The sequence below is a fragment of the Flavobacterium sp. genome (genome assembly GCF_043760115.1).
Taxonomy (GTDB): Bacteria; Bacteroidota; Bacteroidia; order Flavobacteriales; family Flavobacteriaceae; genus Flavobacterium.
The window spans coordinates 1-18,104 of the sequence record NZ_JAYUPK010000105.1 but is presented as its reverse complement, the minus strand read 5'-3'; the positions used below and the strand labels follow the sequence as shown (position 1 = coordinate 18,104).

The window sequence follows — 18,104 nt, the reverse complement described above, 5'->3', positions numbered from 1 at the left end:
CAATTTATTCCATTCAGAGGGAAGGACTTTTTAGTCCTTTCTTTTGAAAAATAATTCATTTATTTTTACCCAGTTGCATTTGTAACTTGAATTCAGCTTTGTATTAAATTTGTAATATCATTAATCTTCCATCTTCCATCTTCCAACTTCCAACTTCCATCTCAAACTAATCATGCTTTCCATCATAATACAAATGCCATTTTCCTTGTACTTTCATCACTTGCTCAATAACTTCTCTTACTGCGCCTTTTCCTCCGTTTTTATGAGAAATGTACTTAGAAATTGCTTTAATTTCTGGCGAAGCATCTTGCGGACAAGTTGGTAAACCTACTAATTTCATAACGTGATAATCTGGAATATCGTCTCCCATGTATAAAATACTTTCTGGTTTTATAGTGTACAATTCAATGTATTCTTTAAAAGTTTCTACCTTGTTTGGGCTTGCCAGGTGAATGTCGTGGATTCCCAAATTTCGTAGTCTAATTTTAACGCCTTCATTGTTTCCGCCAGAAATTATACATACTTTGTAACCACTTTCTAATGCTGCTTTCATGGCAAAACCATCGCGAATGTTCATAACTCGTAGCATTTCGCCAGTTTCTGTAACGTGAACCGAACTGTCTGTTAAAACGCCATCAACATCAAAAATAAATGTTGTAATATCGTTTAGTAGTTCTTTATAACTTTTTTCCATTGTCAATTATAGATTTGGTTATCATTTTGTAAATATCTTTCTGATTTTGGTCAGATAAAAAATTTAAATGTGAATTTATTGTTTGTGTATCGTTTCGTTTTGCTGGTCCGGTTTGGGCATCATTTGACGAAAGTTTCATTATTTTATTAGCCGTTTCTTGAATTAATGGTTTTAAAATATCAAAATCAAGTTGGTTTTCTTGGCAAATTTCGTTTCCTATTTGATATAAATGATTTACAAAATTACATACAAAAACTGCCGAAACGTGTAATGCTTTTCGTTGATTGGAATTTATTTTATACGTTTTTTTAGAAATATTTTGCGCCACTTTTTCTAGAATAGTATAATCTTCTTTATTTTTAGCTTCTAAACAAATTGGAATTTCTTTAAAATTAATGGCTACATTTTTAGAAAAGGTTTGTAAAGGATAAAAAACTGCTTTTCGATTTTTATTATCTAATTCATCTATAGAAAAACTTCCAGATGTGTGTGCAATTAATTTATTTGTAAAAGGAATTTTTGATGAAACTTCGGCAATGGCATCATCAGAAACTGAAATTATATATAAATCTGCTTCTTTTAAATCTGCAAAATTAGAAGTTATTTTATTAGAATCGAGTAGGTGAGTTAGCGAGTTTTTATCTCTAGCAAATGCTTGAATTACATCAACAGTTTCACATTTGGCGAAAGCCGAAATTAAATGTTGCGCTACATTTCCTGAACCTATAATTACCACTTCAATCATTTGGTAAAAATAGAAAAAAGGTTTCAGAAATGTGAAACCTTTTTTATTAAAAAAATTAAGTAAATAGATTGTAATGCTATTATAATTTAATTATTTTTTTAGATTCAATAAAAGTTCCGCTTGAATTAGTAATTTGAATTTTAAGAATATAAATACCAGTTGAAAGTTTTGAGTTCAGATTTATTACAGAATTTAATTCACCAAATAGTTGATTTTCTTTTTTTACTGATTGGATTATTCTTCCATTAATATCAATAATTGTAAATTCAATATTAGATTTTTCAATTAAATTTAACGATATATTTAAAAAATTACTGAATGGGTTGGGATAAATTGTTAAAAAAGTATAGTAAAAGTTTTCACTTATTCCTAATGTTAGAGTGCAAGTATTATTGCATTCATCGCCATTATCTGAGTTTCCATCATCGCATTGTTCAATACCAACTCTAACATAACCGTCACCACATTGTGCAAATTGACAAGTATTTATGCAAGAATCATCATTACTACTATTTGCATCATCGCATTGCTCGCCACTTTCTACAATTCCGTTTCCACAAATAACACTACCTTCAATTATGCAAGTAGAATTGCAACCATCACCATTAGTTAAGTTGCCATCATCACATTGTTCTGGAGTTACAATAATTCCATCACCACATATTGAAGTACAATTACTTGGTGAACCAACACAAATATAACCAGTTTCAACATTACAAGTCGAGTTACAACCATCGTTACTTGTTGTGTTGCCATCATCGCACGTTTCACTTCCAGAAATTATTCCGTTTCCACAAATAGTTCCACCTTCAATTATGCAAGAAGAATTGCAACCATCACCATTAGTTAAGTTGCCATCATCACATTGTTCTGGAGTTACAATAATTCCATCACCACAAATTGAAGAACAATTACTTGGCGTACCAACACAAATATAACCAGTTTCAACATTACAAGTAGAGTTACAACCATCGTTACTTGTTGTGTTGCCATCATCGCAAGTTTCACTTCCAGAAATTATTCCGTTTCCACAAATAAATAAACTATTTTTAGCATTTATAAAATTTGAGTTTAAATATTCTAAGTTTAAAAATTTTGCTACTCTAGATACGGTTCCAAAACCTTTTAATATTTGAATTGCATCAGAATTTGAATTTAATTTAATTATTGTTGGCACAGCAGTTATATTGTACTTCAGTGCAATTGTTTTACCTTCGTTTGTAGAAATATTAACAAATTGTACATTGTAATTTTTGATAATTTGGTTTTGAAAAATTACATCGTTAGCAATTGAAGTTTCCATTTGTAAACAATACGGACAATCAGGTTTGTAAAATATAAACATTGATTGACTAGAACTTGAATTATTGTATTTATAACTGTTAAAAAACTCATTTTGACCATAAGTAAAAGCTACAATGAGTAAAAAAAATGAAATTGTAAATGTTTTTTTCATAATATATAAATTTAAAATTTATGTTAAAATTAATTAAAAATATTTGAATATCAATATTTTACATATTTTAATTCATTGGAATTGCTGTTAATTGATTTTCTCCCCAAAAAGAACTACCAAGGCCATTTACAAAAAATGCTGTAGTTGTGGTTCCATATTTTTGTACCGCCGACCATACATAATATCTTTTAGTTGCACCACCAATTGGATTTGGGTTTTGAATAATTGTTTGCCCATTAGCAATTCCAAATTCATTTGGACCAGTTAAAGTACCAGAAATTAATCCTCCAGAAATTACATCAGATGTTGGTAATGAAGCTACATTACTTAGAGAGAATACGCATCTTACCCAAACACTTTGTCCAGATGTTAAAGGCGTAGTAGAATTGTTTATAAGATAAGTTCCAAAAACCATCCATCTACCTGGAGGCAAATCAATATAGGCATTACAATAGGATGATGGTGATGAAACTCCAACAACAGTACCAGCACCAATATTAGCACCAGCACCAAAAAAAACACCAGCTACAGCTGATTTTATTGAGTTTGTAGTAACCCAAGATGCAACACCTACAGCATCACTTACTAATACTTTACCTATTCCTTCAGTTCCATCTGTAATTTTTATTTTACCTGCAATGTCAAGTTTTTCAGTTGGTGATGGAGTTCCAATTCCAACATTTCCATTGTTGATTACAGTTAATTTAGGAGTATTATTTGTTGTTAAATGTATCGCTCCAAGATTTCCACTGTAAGTTCCCAATTCTATATCTTCTGGATTACCTGCATAACTTCCAAAATAACCTCGAAAAACTCCATTTTCTGCAAATGAAATAAATAAATTAGAACCGCCATCAAATATAACAGGATTTGAAAACGGAGAAACTAAATGTAAATTAGTTGAAGGATTTGGAGTACCAATTCCAATATTTCCATTATCTTTTATTCGCATTTTTTCAGATAAACCACCAAGACCATTTGTAGAAGTTAAAAAACTTAAATCCATAGCTTCATTTCCTGTAGTATTATTATTGATGTTTCCACCAATATATCCAGCAATTTCATCAATTCCAGTATCATTAAGTATAGAAAATGCAATGTTAGGATAATTATTTCCTGGTTGATCGCCTTTAATTAGCAAACCTCCATAACCGCCAAAGTTTTTTTGGTCAATGGTTACTTGTCCGTTAACATCGAGTGTTGAAGTTGGGTTTGTAGTATTTATTCCAACTTGAGCATTAGAATTTGAAATAGAATAAATCAAAATAAAATAAAGTACTATTTTTTTCATAACTTTTAAATTAAAAATTCAATTCAAAAATAGTATTTGAAATAGTAGTTGTCAATCCACCAAAAGGTTCATTTTGAAGAATTTATCTGCCATATAATTTATTTACAGCTTCGGTTTTATTTTGAACTTGTAGTTTAGCATAAATATGATTAAGATGTCTTTTTACAGTACTTATTGCTATGTTTAATTTATCAGCAATTTCTTTATATAAAAATCCTTTGCTTAAAAGTTCTAAAACTTCTAGTTCTCTTTTAGAAATAAGTTCGCAAACATTATTATTAGATATATTAAATGAACTTAAAACTTTTCGAGCAATTTTGGGAGACATTGGACTTCCTCCGTCATTTAGTTCTACTAATGCTTCAATTATTTTTTCGGGCGAAGTATTTTTTAATATATATCCATTTGCACCTGCTTTTAATGCCTCAAAAACTTGATCGTTATCTTCATAAATAGTGAACATAATGAATTGCGAATTTGGAATTTTAGCTTTTATTTCAGTGATGCAATCAATACCACTTTTGTTAGGTAAATTAATGTCTGTAAGTACAATATCTGGATTTAGTAATGGTAATTGAGCAATTGCATCTTCGGCATTTTCAAAAGATTGAAGTAAACTAAAACGAGAATCAGTCTCGATAATAGATTGTAAACCTTTCTGAATTTCGATTAAATCTTCTATGATGCAAATTGTAATCATGTATTAAAAATTTAATTTACAAAGTAAAGTTACATAAAATATTTAGTCAATAGTACTTTAGGTTGATTTTATTGATTTAGTTTTTTTATAGGAATAGTAAATAAAGTAACTGCTCCATTTTTATTAAAAATTTCCATTTGTCCACCAGTTTTTTCCATTCGACTTTTCATATTTCTTAAACCGTTACCTAATGTTTTTAATTCTAATTGATTAGTAAAACCAATTCCATTATCCTGAATTTTTATTTCTAGAATTTCTAAATAAGTAATAGTTATTATTACATTTTTAGCGTTAGAATGTTTTACTATATTATGCAAAGATTCTTTAACACATAAAAAGATGTTTTTTCTATTATTTCCAGTTACTATTATTTTATTAAAATGTTCAGGAATAGTAATTTGCGTATCGATTTTATTACTCTCTAAATAATCAAAAGAATATATTTTGATATAAGTTATTAAATCTTCTAGCGTATTGTTCTCTTCTTTCATTGCCCAAATAATCTCACTCATATTCTCAACTAAATCGGTAGCCGTTTTTTTTATTTTAAATAAATTACTTTTATTATCAAAATCATTCATTGCCATTTGACTTAAATACGTAATTTGGGTTAATCCGCTACCAAGATCATCATGCATATCCGTCGCAATTCTAGATCTTTCGTCTTCTAATGCATTTTGTTTTTCAAGCACCAAATTTTGCATTGCAATAATCTCATTAGCGTCGTTGAGTAATGCCAAATTTATACTTTCCCATTGTTGTTTATTTCTATAACTAATTGCTATTGAAAAGAAAACAATATCAATAAAACTTCCTATTATTAACCATTCTGGAGGATTTATAAGCATATTTGGAGTTCTATACATATTAGTTATAAAACTTATTAATCCAATAATAAAATAAATAGAACATCCATATAAAATGTAACGTTGAAAAGTGATGTTTCTAAGTTTGTAACATCTAATTAACATCATTCCTGTTAAAACAAAAATAAATATTCGAATTCCAAAAAATCCATAAGTATCGTCAAATTCGCCCAATTTATACGATAAAATTACATTAACAACAGAATAAGTAATTAATATAATCATTATGCTTAACCAAGAATAATATAAAAAAGTACTTTTTGATTTTTCTACTTCTACAGATTGTAATATAAAATTGAAATAAAATGCTAAATAAATTATCTGAGTAGCTTCGTTAAAGTGAATTGAATTATATAAATTAATAGTTGCACCAAACCATAATGAGTACAAGCCAGAAATATTTAAAGATAATAAACCTGCAAAAAAAATGTATAGTAAATAATGAATTATTAATTTGTCTTTGCTAAAACAATAAAGAACAATATGATATATAAATGCAAGTAATATAGAACCTAAAATGATTACAGTTAAAATAGAAATAGAATAATCTTGACCCATCTTAGAAATATTAATTTGCTAAAGTATAAAATATAATTAAAAAGATTTTTTTTCAAATTTTATTGTAAAAATCAGTTCAAGTAAACACGTCATAAAAAACACTTAAATCCATATTAAAATCGGTTAGAAATTAAGTATTTATAATTACTTTTGCACTACTTAAAAAATAGGATTCCGCATCATGCAAAAAAAGATTTTATCACTACTGTTCTCAACACGATTAATGGCTGTTTTATTTATTGGATATGCAGCAGCAATGGCAGCAGGAACTTTTATAGAAAGCGAATACAATACAGATACTGCAAGGATTATAATTTATAATTCGTGGTGGTTTGAAGCTATTCATGTTTTTTTCTTGATTAATTTCTTCGGAAATATAAAACGTTATCAATTGCATAAAAAAGAAAAATGGGCAACTTTATTAATGCATTTGTCATGGATTTTTATTATTCTTGGAGCAGTAATTACCAGATATATTAGTTATGAAGGAATGATGCCAATTACCGAAGGCGAAAGTTCTAACCAATTTTACTCTGATAAAAATTACCTTACTATTTTTATTGATGGCGAATATAAAGGTCAAGTAAAAAGAAAAACTATAGAAAAATCGTTGTTGTTGTCGCAAGCTGCCAATAGTAATTTTTCAATTTCAGATGAGTTTGATGAAATAGCAACAGAAATAAAATATAAAAATTTTATTATGGATGTAAAAGAAACCGTAAAGAAAACACCTAACGGAAAATTACATTTAAAATTAGTAGAATCTACTGATGGAACACGACACGAACATTTTATAATTGAAGGCGAAGTTCAAAATATTCACAATGTTTTATTTGCTTTAAACAAACCAACTCAAGGTGCAATTAATATAACGTCTGACGGAAAAACTACTTCAATTGAAGCTCCATTTGATGGACAATTTATGAGAATGGCAGATAAATTTCAAGGTAAAGTTGAAAAAAATAGTGTACAACCAATAATGTTTCGTTCGTTGTATAATCTAGGTCAAGCGCAATTTGTTTTTCCAGATCAACCAATAAAAGGTGTAAAAGATTATAAGTCTAGTGGCGATTATAAAGCTAAAAAAGGCGACGATGCTTTAGTTGTTTCAATCACTTCTCAAGGTCAAACCAAAGACGCAACTCTTGTTGGTTCTAGAGGAAAACAAAGCGAACCTTATACAGTAAAAATAGGAAAACTAGATTACACTTTGTTTTTTGGAAGTAAAGTATACACGTTGCCATTTAAAATAAAATTGAACGATTTTATTGCAGAGAAATATCCTGGAACAGAAAACAGTTATTCATCTTATAAAAGTAAAGTAACTGTTCAAGATAATGGAAAAAATGAAGACGAAGAAATATATATGAACCATATTTTAGACAAAAGTGGTTTTAGATTTTTTCAAGCTTCATTTGCGCCAGATGAAAAAGGAACTGTACTTTCTGTAAACCACGATTTTTGGGGAACTTTAATTACTTACATTGGATATTTCATGCTTTTCTTTGCAATGATGGCTATTTTATTTACTAAAAACACACGATTTGACGATTTAAAACGCAAACTAGAAGTTGTAAAATCAAAGAAAGCAAAATTAATTTCTGTACTTGTATTTTTAATTTCATTTGCTGGATTTTCTCAAACACATTCAGAAAACGATGGTCATAATCATTCTAATGAAGCAAGTCATAAAACTGAAGTTCAATTAAAAGGTAATGCAAAATTTAATTATTTAGATTCTATTTTAAAATATAAAGTTCCGTTACAGCAAGCTGAAAAATTTGGTCGTTTAATTATACAAGACGACGGCGGACGAATGAAACCTATTAATACTTTTTCATCAGAATTGCTAAGAAAAGTAAGTAAAAGCGATACTTATAATGGTATGAATTCTGATCAAGTTTTTCTTTCAATGATGCAATTTCCATTTGCTTGGGAAGAAGTATCATTTATATATATTAAAACAGGAAATGACAGTATACGAAAAACATTAGGTATAAAAGCTAAAGATAAATATGCCACTTTTAAAAGCTTTTTTGATGCAAAAGGAAATTACAAACTAGCGCCATTTTTAAAAGATGCAGCTCGAGCAGAAATTAAAAATAATTTTCAAAAAGATATTATTGAAGCAGATAAAAGAGTTGTTTTATTAAGCAAAGCATTGTTTGGAAATATTTTAAAAATTTATCCAATTCCAAATGATAAAAACAATAAATGGGTTTCCAACTTAGAATTGAGTCAACCAACAGGAACAGCGTTAGATACAATAAAAACTGCATTTCCATATTATTTAGAATCGCTTGCTAAAGCTACCAAAAATAATAATTATACTATGGCTAACTCTATGTTGGTAGGTTTAGAAGATTATCAAAAAAAGTTTGGAGGCAAAGTAAGACCAAGTGATGAAAAAATTTCTTCTGAAATTGCATACAATAAATACGATGTTTTTAAAAACCTGTTTTGGTTGTATATGACAGCAGGATGTTTAATGCTTTTAATTACCATAATCAATATCTTTTTTGAAAGTAAAAAAATTAGATATGTAATTAATGGTTTTCATATTTTAATCGGAATTTTATTTGCAATTCACACACTTGGTTTAATAACACGTTGGTATATTTCTGGTCACGCACCTTGGAGCGATTCGTACGAAAGTATGATTTATGTAGCTTGGGCAACAATGTTTTTTACGCTTGCATTCGATAGAAAATCTAAGCTTACAGTTGCATCAGGAACATTTGTGGCTTCAATGATATTAATGATTGCGCACTGGAATTGGATGGATCCAGCAATTGCCAACCTACAACCAGTTTTAAATTCCTATTGGTTAATGATTCACGTTGCGGTAATTGTAGCAAGTTATGGTCCGTTTACACTCGGAATGGTACTTGGAGTTGTATCGTTAATTTTAATAATTTGTTCCAACGAAAAGAACAAAGTAAAAATGGATTTGCACATAAAAGAAATAACCTTTATCAATGAAATGGCACTTACAATTGGACTTGTAATGCTAACAATTGGTAACTTTCTTGGCGGACAATGGGCAAATGAATCTTGGGGAAGATATTGGGGTTGGGATCCAAAAGAAACTTGGGCGTTAATAAGTATTATGATTTATGCATTTGTAATTCACGCAAGGTTTGTACCAGCATTACGCGGAAAATGGATTTATAATTTAATGAGTATTATGGCATTTTATTCTATAATGATGACCTATTTTGGAGTGAATTTCTATTTAACAGGTTTGCATTCTTATGCTTCTGGAGATAAAGTAGTTACGCCAACAGAATTTTATTATTCGTTAGTTATTCTAGCAATTCTTGGAACGGTTTCTTACATTAAAAATAAGCGAGTATTTAAGTAATTTCAATTTTGCAACTACTTTTAGTTAAATAATATGTTATCAAAATTGTATAATGTTATTTCTTTTATAAGTTTGTATAAATATATTAATTATGAATTCTATTTCAAGCATAGAAATGTACATTATTTTAAAAGGTAAACTTGGCGAAAGCGAAGCTAAAGCGCTTTCAGAATATGTAGAAAGCAAAGTGAAGCGTTCTATTGAAAAAGAAAAAGATGTTATTGCAACAAAGGTAGATTTAGCCGAAACAAAATCTGATATAATTAAATGGATGTTTATTTTTTGGATAGGACAAATTGCGGTTACATTAGCAATAGTATTCTTTAGAAAATAATTTAACTACATGTATAAAATATTTATTAAGATTTGCTATTTAAGTAGCAACTTCCAGCTTTACATTTCAAGATTATAAAATAAAAAATACATTTCTAAAAATTAAAAAGAGCTTCTTGCAGTCGCTTTTTTAATTTAAGAGATGTATTTTTTTTATTTCATAATGCTTTCCATTTCCATCTGGGCTAACTATAAATTTCAATTAAAATTTATATTTTTTTTACAAAAAAAAAGGTTCCACTTTCGTAGAACCTTTTATTTTAAATAGGGTTTAAATTATACTTTTCCCAAAGTATATAATTGTTCCATTGTTGGCGAAGCACTTCCGCCAGTAGGTTCAAGAGTAATTCCAAAAGCTTCTGCTCCAGTAGTTCCACTCACAGCAAATATTTTTTGACCGTTTTCTTTAAAATTTTCCAATAATCCAATACTTGTTGGTGTTAAAGCTGGTTTTAATTTTAACGACCATATTTGATACACTTTTCCTTCTGGTGGTTCTGGTAATCCACTAGCATCAACATAAACAGTTTGCGCTTCTTGATTCCAATAAATTTTAGCAAAACTTTCAGGTGCAATTGCTTGTCCACCAAGAGTTATAACAGTATTTTTTGTATCTCTAATAACGCTTAACGCTGTTGCAGTTTCTTTATTTTTAAGTTCTAAATCTAGAACTTGTTTCTCAACAACCGATTTTTCAGTTTCAATTGTTTTTATTGAAGAATTACTTTCATTAAGTTGAGTGTATAAATATCCTGCGCCAAGCAACAATGCAAATGATGCTGCCCAACCCAAATATTGACTAATATTAGATTTAGGTTTCATTTCTATAACCTTAGTATGTTTAAGTTCCAGTTTAGCTCTAATTTTTTCAAAAACTTCGGCAGAAACTTGAGGAGAAAAGCTGCTAGATAAATTTACAATTGCTTTTTCAATAGCAATAATTTCGTTTTTAATTTCTGAATTGGTTTTGGCTAAATCGCTAATTTCTTTAGTTTCACTTTCGTTTAATATACCATAAACATAAAGTTCTAAAATTCCAGATGCTATATATTCTTGTGTATCCATTTATAGTTTTAAATAATTTCTTAAATCGTTAATACAATTTCTATTTTGAGTTTTAACAGTTCCTAGCGGAATTTCAAGTTCGTCTGAAGCTTCTTGTTGTGTATAACCTTGAAAAAATAAAAGTTCAATAAGTTGTATACATTTGGGCTTCAATTTTTGAACAAATTCTTTAATTCCAATAGTATCGATCCTATTTGTTAACTTGTTACTGTCATCCAATAGATGTACGAAATTATCTGCCGATAGGTTTTTTTGACTGTTGTTAAAACCCTTGGAACGAAGTTTATCAATTGCAGTGTTTCTAGCAATATTTAAAATCCAAGTATAAAAACGTCCTTTAGATTCATTATAAGATTCAATGTTTTTCCATATTTTTACAAATACTTCTTGCAAAACATCTTCGGCTTCTTCTTGTTCTCTAATTAAGTTGGTAATTACTGTAAAAAGACTTTTATGGTACATATTGTACAACGTAGTAAACGCTTTATCGTCTTTTTTTAAAATTAAGGGTAAAATGTCTTCTTGTGTCATAAGTTGTTACTTGTGTTTCAAAATTAGTTATTTTTTAAAGAGTAAAGGTATTTACGTAATAAATATTTTCTTGGTTTTAATTAATACGTAAATTTTAACAATTTATTAGTTATAGTACTTACATCATTACAGTTTTTAATTATGTAATTTTGTTAACTTAAATTATATTATGAAATTCAAATCGCTACTATTCATTTCTTTATTTGCATTGATAAGTTGTAATAATCAAGCTCAAACAGCTGCAAAATCTAATAAAAAAGAAAAATTATCTGAAAAAATTATGACAAAAGAAACCATTTATCAATTTAAAGTAAAAGATTTAGAAGGAAATTTATTTGATTTTTCTACCTTAAAAGGAAAGAAAATTTTAATAGTAAATACTGCATCTAAATGTGGTTTAACTCCACAGTATGCTGAATTAGAAGAATTATATAAAAACTATAGTTCAGAAGGTTTTGTTGTAATAGGTTTTCCTGCCAACAATTTTGCTTCTCAAGAACCAGGAACAGATAGTGAAATTGGTGCATTTTGCCAAAAGAATTACGGAGTTACTTTTCCAATGATGAGTAAAGTTTCTGTTAAAGGAAATGATATGTGCGATTTATATAAATTTTTAACTCAAAAATCTAAAAACGGATTAAAAGACAGCGATGTTGAATGGAATTTTCAAAAATATTTAATTAACGAAAAAGGCGAGTTAGAAACGGTAATTGCACCAAATATTACACCAATGAGCGAAGAAATTGTAAGTTGGGTAAAAGCTTAATCGTTATTCTTAAATTATAGAAAATCCTGTTGCAAATTGTAATAGGATTTTTTGTTTTATTCAACTTCTTAAAATTCATAATTTTTATTTACTTTTACTCACCAAACGCAACACTTCATATATGAGTCAAAAAACATTGCTCACTTCTAAAGAAGTTACTATAATTCTGCATCGTTTGGCTTGTCAGTTAATCGAAAAACACCTTGATTTTTCTAATACAATTTTAATTGGTCTACAACCAAGAGGAAAATTTTTAGCACAAAGAATAAAAAATATTTTACAAAACGAATATAACGTAAACAATATTCATTTAGGATTTCTAGACATTACTTTCTTTAGAGACGATTTTAGAAGAGGAGAAAAATCGCTAGAAGCCAATAAAACTGAAATTAATTTTATTGTAGAAAATAAAAAAGTAGTTTTTATAGACGATGTTCTTTACACAGGACGAAGTATAAACGCAGCATTATCGGCAATTCAATCCTTTGGAAGACCATCAGAAATTGAACTTTTAGTTTTAATAGATAGACGATTTAGCAGACATTTACCAATTCAACCCGATTATAGAGGAAGACAAGTTGATGCCATAAACAATGATAAAGTAAAAGTATGTTGGCAAGAAAATGATGGAGAAGATTCAGTTTATTTAGTATCTAATAATTTACAACCTTCAAGCTAAAAAAAATGACAGAACTTTCAGTAAACCATTTATTAGGAATAAAATACCTTCAGCCAGAAGACATTCAACTCATTTTTGAAACTGCCGATCATTTTAAAGAAGTTATCAATAGACCAATAAAAAAAGTTCCTTCGCTTAGAGATATTACCATTGCAAATATTTTTTTTGAAAACAGTACACGAACAAAATTATCATTTGAATTAGCTCAAAAACGCCTTTCGGCAGATGTTATTAGTTTCTCAGCAGCACAATCTTCAGTAAAAAAAGGAGAAACACTTATAGATACTGTAAATAATATTTTGGCAATGAAAGTTGATATGGTTGTAATGCGTCATGCCAATCCAGGTTCGGCCTATTTTCTTTCTCAAAACGTAAAAGCAAGTATAATAAATGCTGGCGATGGTGCACACGAACATCCAACTCAAGCATTACTGGATAGTTATTCTATAAGAGAAAAACTAGGCGAAGTTGCTGGTAAAAAAGTAGTAATTGTTGGCGATGTATTGCATTCTAGAGTAGCACTTTCTAATATTTATGCTTTGCAAATGCAAGGTGCAGAAGTTAAAGTATGCGGACCAAAAACATTAATCCCAAAATACATTGAAAGTCTTGGCGTTACGGTAGAATCTAACCTTAGAAAAGCATTAGAATGGTGCGATGTTGCCAATATGTTGCGAGTTCAAAACGAGCGTATGGATGTAAATTATTTTCCATCAACAAGAGAATATGCACAACAATATGGTGTTGACAAAGCATTACTAGATTCATTAAATAAAGAAATTGTAATAATGCATCCTGGACCAATAAATCGTGGAGTAGAAATTACATCAGATGTTGCAGATTCTAGTCAATCTGTAATTCTAGACCAAGTAGAAAACGGAGTTGCAATTAGAATGGCAGTAATTTATTTATTGGCATCTAAAATTAAACAGTAAATGAAACATAAGATAATAATATTTTTGGTTTTGTTCTTTTTTCAAAATTCATTTTCATGTATAAATGGTGAAACTAAACTATTAAAAAATGGTTTCTATTTATTTAATGATCATGGTTTTGAAATTCCACTTGGTCATAGTTTTTTTGGAGATTCAAAAAAATATTCAAAAGTGAAAAATCAATTAGATAGTTTATACAAGAAAACTAATGATATTAGTTATTTATCTGATATTGGAGTTCTATTAATTATTGAAAAAAAGTATCAAGAAGCAATTGAATTGTATATCAATATAGAAAAGCAATTTCCAAACAGATATTCTACAGCTTCTAATCTTGGAACTATTTATGAATTAATTGGAAATGATGAATCTGCTTTGTTTTGGATAGAGAAATCTGTAAAAATTAATCCAAAGTCACATTATAATTCAGAATGGATTCATATAAATATACTAAAAGCTAAAATTGATAACAGTTTAGTAAATTCTAAATTTTTAATTGGAAAAGATTTTGGAAATGAATTACATCCAACATCAAAATTATCTAAAGAAGAATTAAGAAAGTTAAGAATGGCATTATTTTATCAATTAAATGAAAGAATAACGTTTATTAAAGATAAAGATAAAATCATTGCACTTTTGCTTTTTGAATTAGGTAATATCGATTTTATGTTACGAAATAATAGTGTTATAGATATTTATAATTTGTCTAAAAAATATGGTTTTGAAAATGATATTATAGATAAAAGATTAATTGAATATAAATCGATAAGTAAAAAATCTATTTTTAAAAATGTACAAAATAGTAGTTTTGACAATAATTTAATTTATAAATATTTAAATTATCTATTAATAGGATTAGTAACTATTTTAGTAATTTTGATATTATATAAGGTATTCAGAAAAAAAGAAATTAAATGAAAATAGAAAATAAAGACAAAACCACAATTATAAAAAATACAAGTTCAGATATTAATTCTTTCATAGAAAATATAATTACTGAACTAATCAATTTCAAAATTCAAAACCTAATTATTGATTTAACTACAACTAATGTAACTGTAAAAGACATTAAACTATTTGCAGAAGCATCTAAAACCCACAAAAAAAATAAAAAATCATTTGTAATTGTTGCCAATGATATAGATTATAATGCAGTTCCAACTAAAATCTCTGTTGTGCCGTCAATTCAAGAAGCCAATGATTGTATAGAAATGGAAGAAATAGAACGCGATTTAGGATTTTAAAACCAATTAATTATGATGCTTTCCAACAAAGTTAAATTATACATATACGTTGTATTCTTATTTATTTTCACCTTTTTATTTACAAGTAGATTGTTTACTGCTTTTAAAACCAATCAGTTTGATTATTTAAAATTAGCCATCAATGCGTTAATATTGGTTTTGTCTATTATACAAATTTTGCGTTATAGTAAAAAAGTTAATTCAACGATAGACAAAGATAATAACGCAACATAAACAATGAAACTCACCATTCTTGGCTGTTATGCCGCAACACCACGAACAATTTCCAACCCAACAGCACAAGTATTAGAAATAAAAAATAAAGTTTTTTTAATAGATTGTGCCGAAGGAACTCAAGTGCAATTGCGAAAAAGCAAAGTCAAGTTTTCCAAAATAAGTCATATTTTCATTTCCCACCTTCACGGTGATCATTTTTATGGATTAGTTGGATTAATTTCTACCTTTATGTTGCTTAATCGTGAAAATGATTTACACGTTTTTGGTCCAAAAGGCATAAAAGAAATTATACTTTTACAACTAAAATATTCAGGTTCATATACAGGTTATCAACTTTTTTTTCACGAATTAGAAGCTACAGAATCACAAATACTATTTGAAGATGACACTGTTTTGGTAAAAACAATTCCACTATCACATCGCATTTACACCAACGGATACTTATTTCAAGAAAAAAATACCCTTAGAAAAGTAGATATTAATAAGGTAGAACATTATAATATAGACAAAGTATATTATAACAAAATAAAAAACGGTGGCAATATTACACTAGAAAACGGTACCATAATTCCCAATTCCGAGTTAAGTTTTCCGCCACAACCCAATAAAACCTATGCTTTTTGTAGCGATACCATTTACAACGAAGCCATAATTCCAATAATTCAAAACGTAGATGTACTCTATCACGAAAGTACTTTTTTAGAGTCAGAAGCACATCTTGCCACCAAAACAATGCATTGTACAGCCATTCAAGCAGCCACAATTGCAGCCAAAGCCAATGTAAAAAACCTAATTTTAGGACATTTTTCAACACGTTATGGCGATATTGAATTGTTTAAACAACAAGCACAAACCGTTTTCGAGAATACTCAAATTGCCGATGATGGTAAAGAATTTAATTTCTAGAAGCAAATGGCTTGGTCTTTATTTATCTACCATTTTCCAGCTTTCATTCCAATCTTTTTTTAATTGCCTTGGGTTTTCAACCCAAGGCAATTAAAAAAAGGATTTCCATTCAATCTGGGCTAACTTATTAATCATTTTTGTATTTATTTTTAATTAAAACAAAATCTCAGTAACTTAGCAACTCAATAACACAACAACATTATAAATAAATGAAAGATTTAAGCAACTACAGAAAATCATACGATAAAAGCGAACTTGTAGAAACTTCAATTCCACAAGATCCAATAAATTTATTTAATAAATGGTTTCACGAAACTGAGGATTTTGGTGGAGTAGAAGAAGTAAACGCAATGACAGTTTCAACCATAGGTTTAGACGGATTTCCAAAATCTAGAATTGTACTTTTAAAAAACTTTAACGAAGATGGATTTATTTTCTATACCAATTATAATTCTGAAAAGGGAAAAGCAATAACCAACAATCCCAACGTATGTTTATCGTTTTTCTGGCCAAGTCTAGAGCGTCAAATCATTATAAAAGGAACAGCAAGTAAAGTTGCGTCAAGTATTTCCGATAATTATTTTGCATCTCGTCCAGACGGAAGTAAACTTGGTGCAATAGTTTCACCGCAAAGCGAAGTAATACCAAATCGTGCATTTCTAGAAGAAAAACTAAAACAACTAGAAAACCAATTTCAAGGAAAAGAAATTCCAAGACCTAACAATTGGGGCGGATTTTTAGTAAAACCATTTGAAGTAGAATTTTGGCAAGGAAGACCAAACAGATTACACGACAGAATTAGATATAAAATGCAAAATTCTATCGACTGGAAAATAGAAAGATTATCATCTTAATTGTAAGAAAAATTAGTAAAATAATTGTAAAACAATGTATTTCATCGATTTTATGTTGCACTTTAGCGATTGAATAATATTTTAGTAGTAGTATTGTATAACGAAATCAGAAACACGTTCATACAATATAAACCCAAAAGAAATTTGCCCCACATCTATCTTTTAAATTTAACCTACTAATTATGAAAACAAAATTACTTTCTTTGATCTTACCAATCGTATTGGTACTTTCTATGTCATCATGTTCTAACGATTCATCTGCAGATGCTGCAATTGATGCTACACTTGTAACAAATTATGATTCTACTTCAGAAGAAATTCAATTGGCTCAATTAATTAATGAGTACAGAGTTAGTCAAGGTAAAAATGCTTTAGAAGTTGTAAACCATATTTCTTTTAAATCACAAGAACATAATTTTTATATGATAGAAAAAAATGTTGTTAATCATGATTATTTCGATCAACGTTCTAGTAACATTATTGCAGTTTTAGGTGCTGTAAAAGTAGGAGAGAACATTGCATATAATTTCTCAACACCAACTTCTGCATTACACGCTTGGAAAAACAGTCCAGGTCACAAAATAAATTTAGATGGAGATTATACTCATTTTGGAATTTCTATAACAGTTAATCCAACCAACGGAAAAAAATATTATACTAACATATTCATGAAAAAATAGTAATTGATTTATACTTTGTTTGATTTTTGAAAATTATCACGTCTCTTGGCGTGATTTTTTTTTCGCTATATTTTCTTCTCCAAAAAAAACACCCAACATAAGTTGAGTGTTTTCCGGGTTTAAACAATTGTTATATAAAGATATTACAATTTCGTGATAATAAATTCTGATCTTCTGTTGGCTTGATGTTGTTCTTCGCT

At 28.5% G+C, this 18,104-nt stretch carries 18 protein-coding genes; 10 read left to right on the top strand and 8 right to left on the bottom strand.

From position 1 onward, the window contains the following. Positions 1-166: 166 nt before the first annotated feature. From ACH2BC_RS09115 to ACH2BC_RS09090, 6 genes are all read right to left on the bottom strand, one after another. A complete protein-coding gene (locus tag ACH2BC_RS09115; protein ID WP_395053686.1) occupies positions 167-694 on the bottom strand; it encodes a KdsC family phosphatase in 528 nt (175 codons plus the stop codon). Next, positions 678-1,439: a Rossmann-like and DUF2520 domain-containing protein gene (locus tag ACH2BC_RS09110; RefSeq protein ID WP_395053685.1), complete on the bottom strand. Its 762-nt coding sequence runs from the start codon at positions 1,437-1,439 to the stop codon at positions 678-680. The genes ACH2BC_RS09115 and ACH2BC_RS09110 overlap by 17 nt, the downstream gene beginning before the upstream one ends. A 79-nt stretch (positions 1,440-1,518) precedes the next feature. After that, entirely contained in the window at positions 1,519-2,895 is a 1,377-nt protein-coding gene (locus tag ACH2BC_RS09105; RefSeq protein WP_395053684.1) for a DUF4215 domain-containing protein, read from the bottom strand. A 67-nt stretch (positions 2,896-2,962) separates the two neighbouring features. Then, on the bottom strand, positions 2,963-4,186 hold the full coding sequence (locus ACH2BC_RS09100; RefSeq protein ID WP_395053683.1) for a hypothetical protein: 1,224 nt from the start codon (positions 4,184-4,186) through the stop codon (positions 2,963-2,965). Positions 4,187-4,268: 82 nt separating this feature from the next. Then, on the bottom strand, positions 4,269-4,886 hold the full coding sequence (locus ACH2BC_RS09095; protein WP_395053682.1) for a response regulator: 618 nt from the start codon (positions 4,884-4,886) through the stop codon (positions 4,269-4,271). Positions 4,887-4,954: 68 nt separating this feature from the next. After that, positions 4,955-6,310, bottom strand: coding sequence for a 7TM diverse intracellular signaling domain-containing protein (locus ACH2BC_RS09090; protein ID WP_395053681.1), 1,356 nt, complete (start codon positions 6,308-6,310; stop codon positions 4,955-4,957). A gap of 181 nt (positions 6,311-6,491) precedes the next feature. On the opposite strand from ACH2BC_RS09090, the gene ccsA reads away from it, so the two are divergent. Both ccsA and ACH2BC_RS09080 read left to right on the top strand, forming a co-directional pair. Next, positions 6,492-9,674 carry a cytochrome c biogenesis protein CcsA gene (gene ccsA, locus ACH2BC_RS09085; protein WP_395053680.1) on the top strand — a complete coding sequence of 1,061 codons (3,183 nt, stop codon included), beginning with the start codon at positions 6,492-6,494 and terminating at the stop codon, positions 9,672-9,674. A 91-nt stretch (positions 9,675-9,765) separates the two neighbouring features. Then, the gene (locus ACH2BC_RS09080; protein WP_395053679.1) at positions 9,766-10,008 is read left to right on the top strand and encodes a hypothetical protein; all 243 of its coding nucleotides are present in this window, start codon (positions 9,766-9,768) and stop codon (positions 10,006-10,008) included. Positions 10,009-10,283: 275 nt separating this feature from the next. Here ACH2BC_RS09080 and ACH2BC_RS09075 read toward each other — a convergent pair whose 3' ends face one another. Together ACH2BC_RS09075 and ACH2BC_RS09070 are read right to left on the bottom strand one after the other, a co-directional pair. Then, the gene (locus ACH2BC_RS09075) at positions 10,284-11,072 is read right to left on the bottom strand and encodes an anti-sigma factor domain-containing protein (protein ID WP_395053678.1); all 789 of its coding nucleotides are present in this window, start codon (positions 11,070-11,072) and stop codon (positions 10,284-10,286) included. Then, positions 11,073-11,603 (bottom strand): RNA polymerase sigma factor, encoded by a 531-nt coding sequence (locus ACH2BC_RS09070; RefSeq protein WP_395053677.1) that lies wholly within the window; start codon positions 11,601-11,603, stop codon positions 11,073-11,075. It abuts the gene before it with no gap. A gap of 169 nt (positions 11,604-11,772) precedes the next feature. Here ACH2BC_RS09070 and ACH2BC_RS09065 point away from each other — a divergent pair, with 169 nt between their 5' ends. The 8 genes from ACH2BC_RS09065 to ACH2BC_RS09030 all read left to right on the top strand — a co-directional run bounded on the left by ACH2BC_RS09065 (position 11,773) and on the right by ACH2BC_RS09030 (position 17,904). Then, positions 11,773-12,369, top strand: coding sequence for a glutathione peroxidase (locus tag ACH2BC_RS09065; RefSeq protein WP_395053676.1), 597 nt, complete (start codon positions 11,773-11,775; stop codon positions 12,367-12,369). A 121-nt stretch (positions 12,370-12,490) separates the two neighbouring features. Then, the gene (gene pyrR, locus ACH2BC_RS09060; RefSeq protein ID WP_395053675.1) at positions 12,491-13,048 is read left to right on the top strand and encodes a bifunctional pyr operon transcriptional regulator/uracil phosphoribosyltransferase PyrR; all 558 of its coding nucleotides are present in this window, start codon (positions 12,491-12,493) and stop codon (positions 13,046-13,048) included. A gap of 5 nt (positions 13,049-13,053) precedes the next feature. Continuing rightward, the gene (locus tag ACH2BC_RS09055; RefSeq protein ID WP_395053674.1) at positions 13,054-13,983 is read left to right on the top strand and encodes an aspartate carbamoyltransferase catalytic subunit; all 930 of its coding nucleotides are present in this window, start codon (positions 13,054-13,056) and stop codon (positions 13,981-13,983) included. Next, on the top strand, positions 13,984-14,901 hold the full coding sequence (locus ACH2BC_RS09050) for a tetratricopeptide repeat protein (RefSeq protein ID WP_395053673.1): 918 nt from the start codon (positions 13,984-13,986) through the stop codon (positions 14,899-14,901). Then, positions 14,898-15,227, top strand: a complete 330-nt coding sequence (locus tag ACH2BC_RS09045) for a ribonuclease Z (RefSeq protein WP_395053672.1) — start codon at positions 14,898-14,900, stop codon at positions 15,225-15,227. The genes ACH2BC_RS09050 and ACH2BC_RS09045 overlap by 4 nt, the downstream gene beginning before the upstream one ends. Positions 15,228-15,464: 237 nt before the next feature. Next, positions 15,465-16,370 carry a ribonuclease Z gene (locus ACH2BC_RS09040; RefSeq protein ID WP_395053671.1) on the top strand — a complete coding sequence of 302 codons (906 nt, stop codon included), beginning with the start codon at positions 15,465-15,467 and terminating at the stop codon, positions 16,368-16,370. 209 nt (positions 16,371-16,579) lie between these two features. Next, entirely contained in the window at positions 16,580-17,224 is a 645-nt protein-coding gene (gene pdxH, locus ACH2BC_RS09035; protein ID WP_395053670.1) for a pyridoxamine 5'-phosphate oxidase, read from the top strand. Between the two features lie 182 nt (positions 17,225-17,406). Then, the gene (locus ACH2BC_RS09030) at positions 17,407-17,904 is read left to right on the top strand and encodes a CAP domain-containing protein (RefSeq protein ID WP_395053669.1); all 498 of its coding nucleotides are present in this window, start codon (positions 17,407-17,409) and stop codon (positions 17,902-17,904) included. Positions 17,905-18,104 lie beyond the last annotated feature (200 nt).

What these genes read in the sequence shown, in the direction of transcription:
- ACH2BC_RS09115 (WP_395053686.1), bottom strand. Translation starts at nt 694, where the DNA reads ATGGAAAAAAGTTATAAAGAACTACTAAACGATATTACAACATTTATT.
- ACH2BC_RS09110 (WP_395053685.1), bottom strand. Translation starts at nt 1,439, where the DNA reads ATGATTGAAGTGGTAATTATAGGTTCAGGAAATGTAGCGCAACATTTA.
- ACH2BC_RS09105 (WP_395053684.1), bottom strand. Translation starts at nt 2,895, where the DNA reads ATGAAAAAAACATTTACAATTTCATTTTTTTTACTCATTGTAGCTTTT.
- ACH2BC_RS09100 (WP_395053683.1), bottom strand. Translation starts at nt 4,186, where the DNA reads ATGAAAAAAATAGTACTTTATTTTATTTTGATTTATTCTATTTCAAAT.
- ACH2BC_RS09095 (WP_395053682.1), bottom strand. Translation starts at nt 4,886, where the DNA reads ATGATTACAATTTGCATCATAGAAGATTTAATCGAAATTCAGAAAGGT.
- ACH2BC_RS09090 (WP_395053681.1), bottom strand. Translation starts at nt 6,310, where the DNA reads ATGGGTCAAGATTATTCTATTTCTATTTTAACTGTAATCATTTTAGGT.
- ccsA (WP_395053680.1), top strand. Translation starts at nt 6,492, where the DNA reads ATGCAAAAAAAGATTTTATCACTACTGTTCTCAACACGATTAATGGCT.
- ACH2BC_RS09080 (WP_395053679.1), top strand. Translation starts at nt 9,766, where the DNA reads ATGAATTCTATTTCAAGCATAGAAATGTACATTATTTTAAAAGGTAAA.
- ACH2BC_RS09075 (WP_395053678.1), bottom strand. Translation starts at nt 11,072, where the DNA reads ATGGATACACAAGAATATATAGCATCTGGAATTTTAGAACTTTATGTT.
- ACH2BC_RS09070 (WP_395053677.1), bottom strand. Translation starts at nt 11,603, where the DNA reads ATGACACAAGAAGACATTTTACCCTTAATTTTAAAAAAAGACGATAAA.
- ACH2BC_RS09065 (WP_395053676.1), top strand. Translation starts at nt 11,773, where the DNA reads ATGAAATTCAAATCGCTACTATTCATTTCTTTATTTGCATTGATAAGT.
- pyrR (WP_395053675.1), top strand. Translation starts at nt 12,491, where the DNA reads ATGAGTCAAAAAACATTGCTCACTTCTAAAGAAGTTACTATAATTCTG.
- ACH2BC_RS09055 (WP_395053674.1), top strand. Translation starts at nt 13,054, where the DNA reads ATGACAGAACTTTCAGTAAACCATTTATTAGGAATAAAATACCTTCAG.
- ACH2BC_RS09050 (WP_395053673.1), top strand. Translation starts at nt 13,984, where the DNA reads ATGAAACATAAGATAATAATATTTTTGGTTTTGTTCTTTTTTCAAAAT.
- ACH2BC_RS09045 (WP_395053672.1), top strand. Translation starts at nt 14,898, where the DNA reads ATGAAAATAGAAAATAAAGACAAAACCACAATTATAAAAAATACAAGT.
- ACH2BC_RS09040 (WP_395053671.1), top strand. Translation starts at nt 15,465, where the DNA reads ATGAAACTCACCATTCTTGGCTGTTATGCCGCAACACCACGAACAATT.
- pdxH (WP_395053670.1), top strand. Translation starts at nt 16,580, where the DNA reads ATGAAAGATTTAAGCAACTACAGAAAATCATACGATAAAAGCGAACTT.
- ACH2BC_RS09030 (WP_395053669.1), top strand. Translation starts at nt 17,407, where the DNA reads ATGAAAACAAAATTACTTTCTTTGATCTTACCAATCGTATTGGTACTT.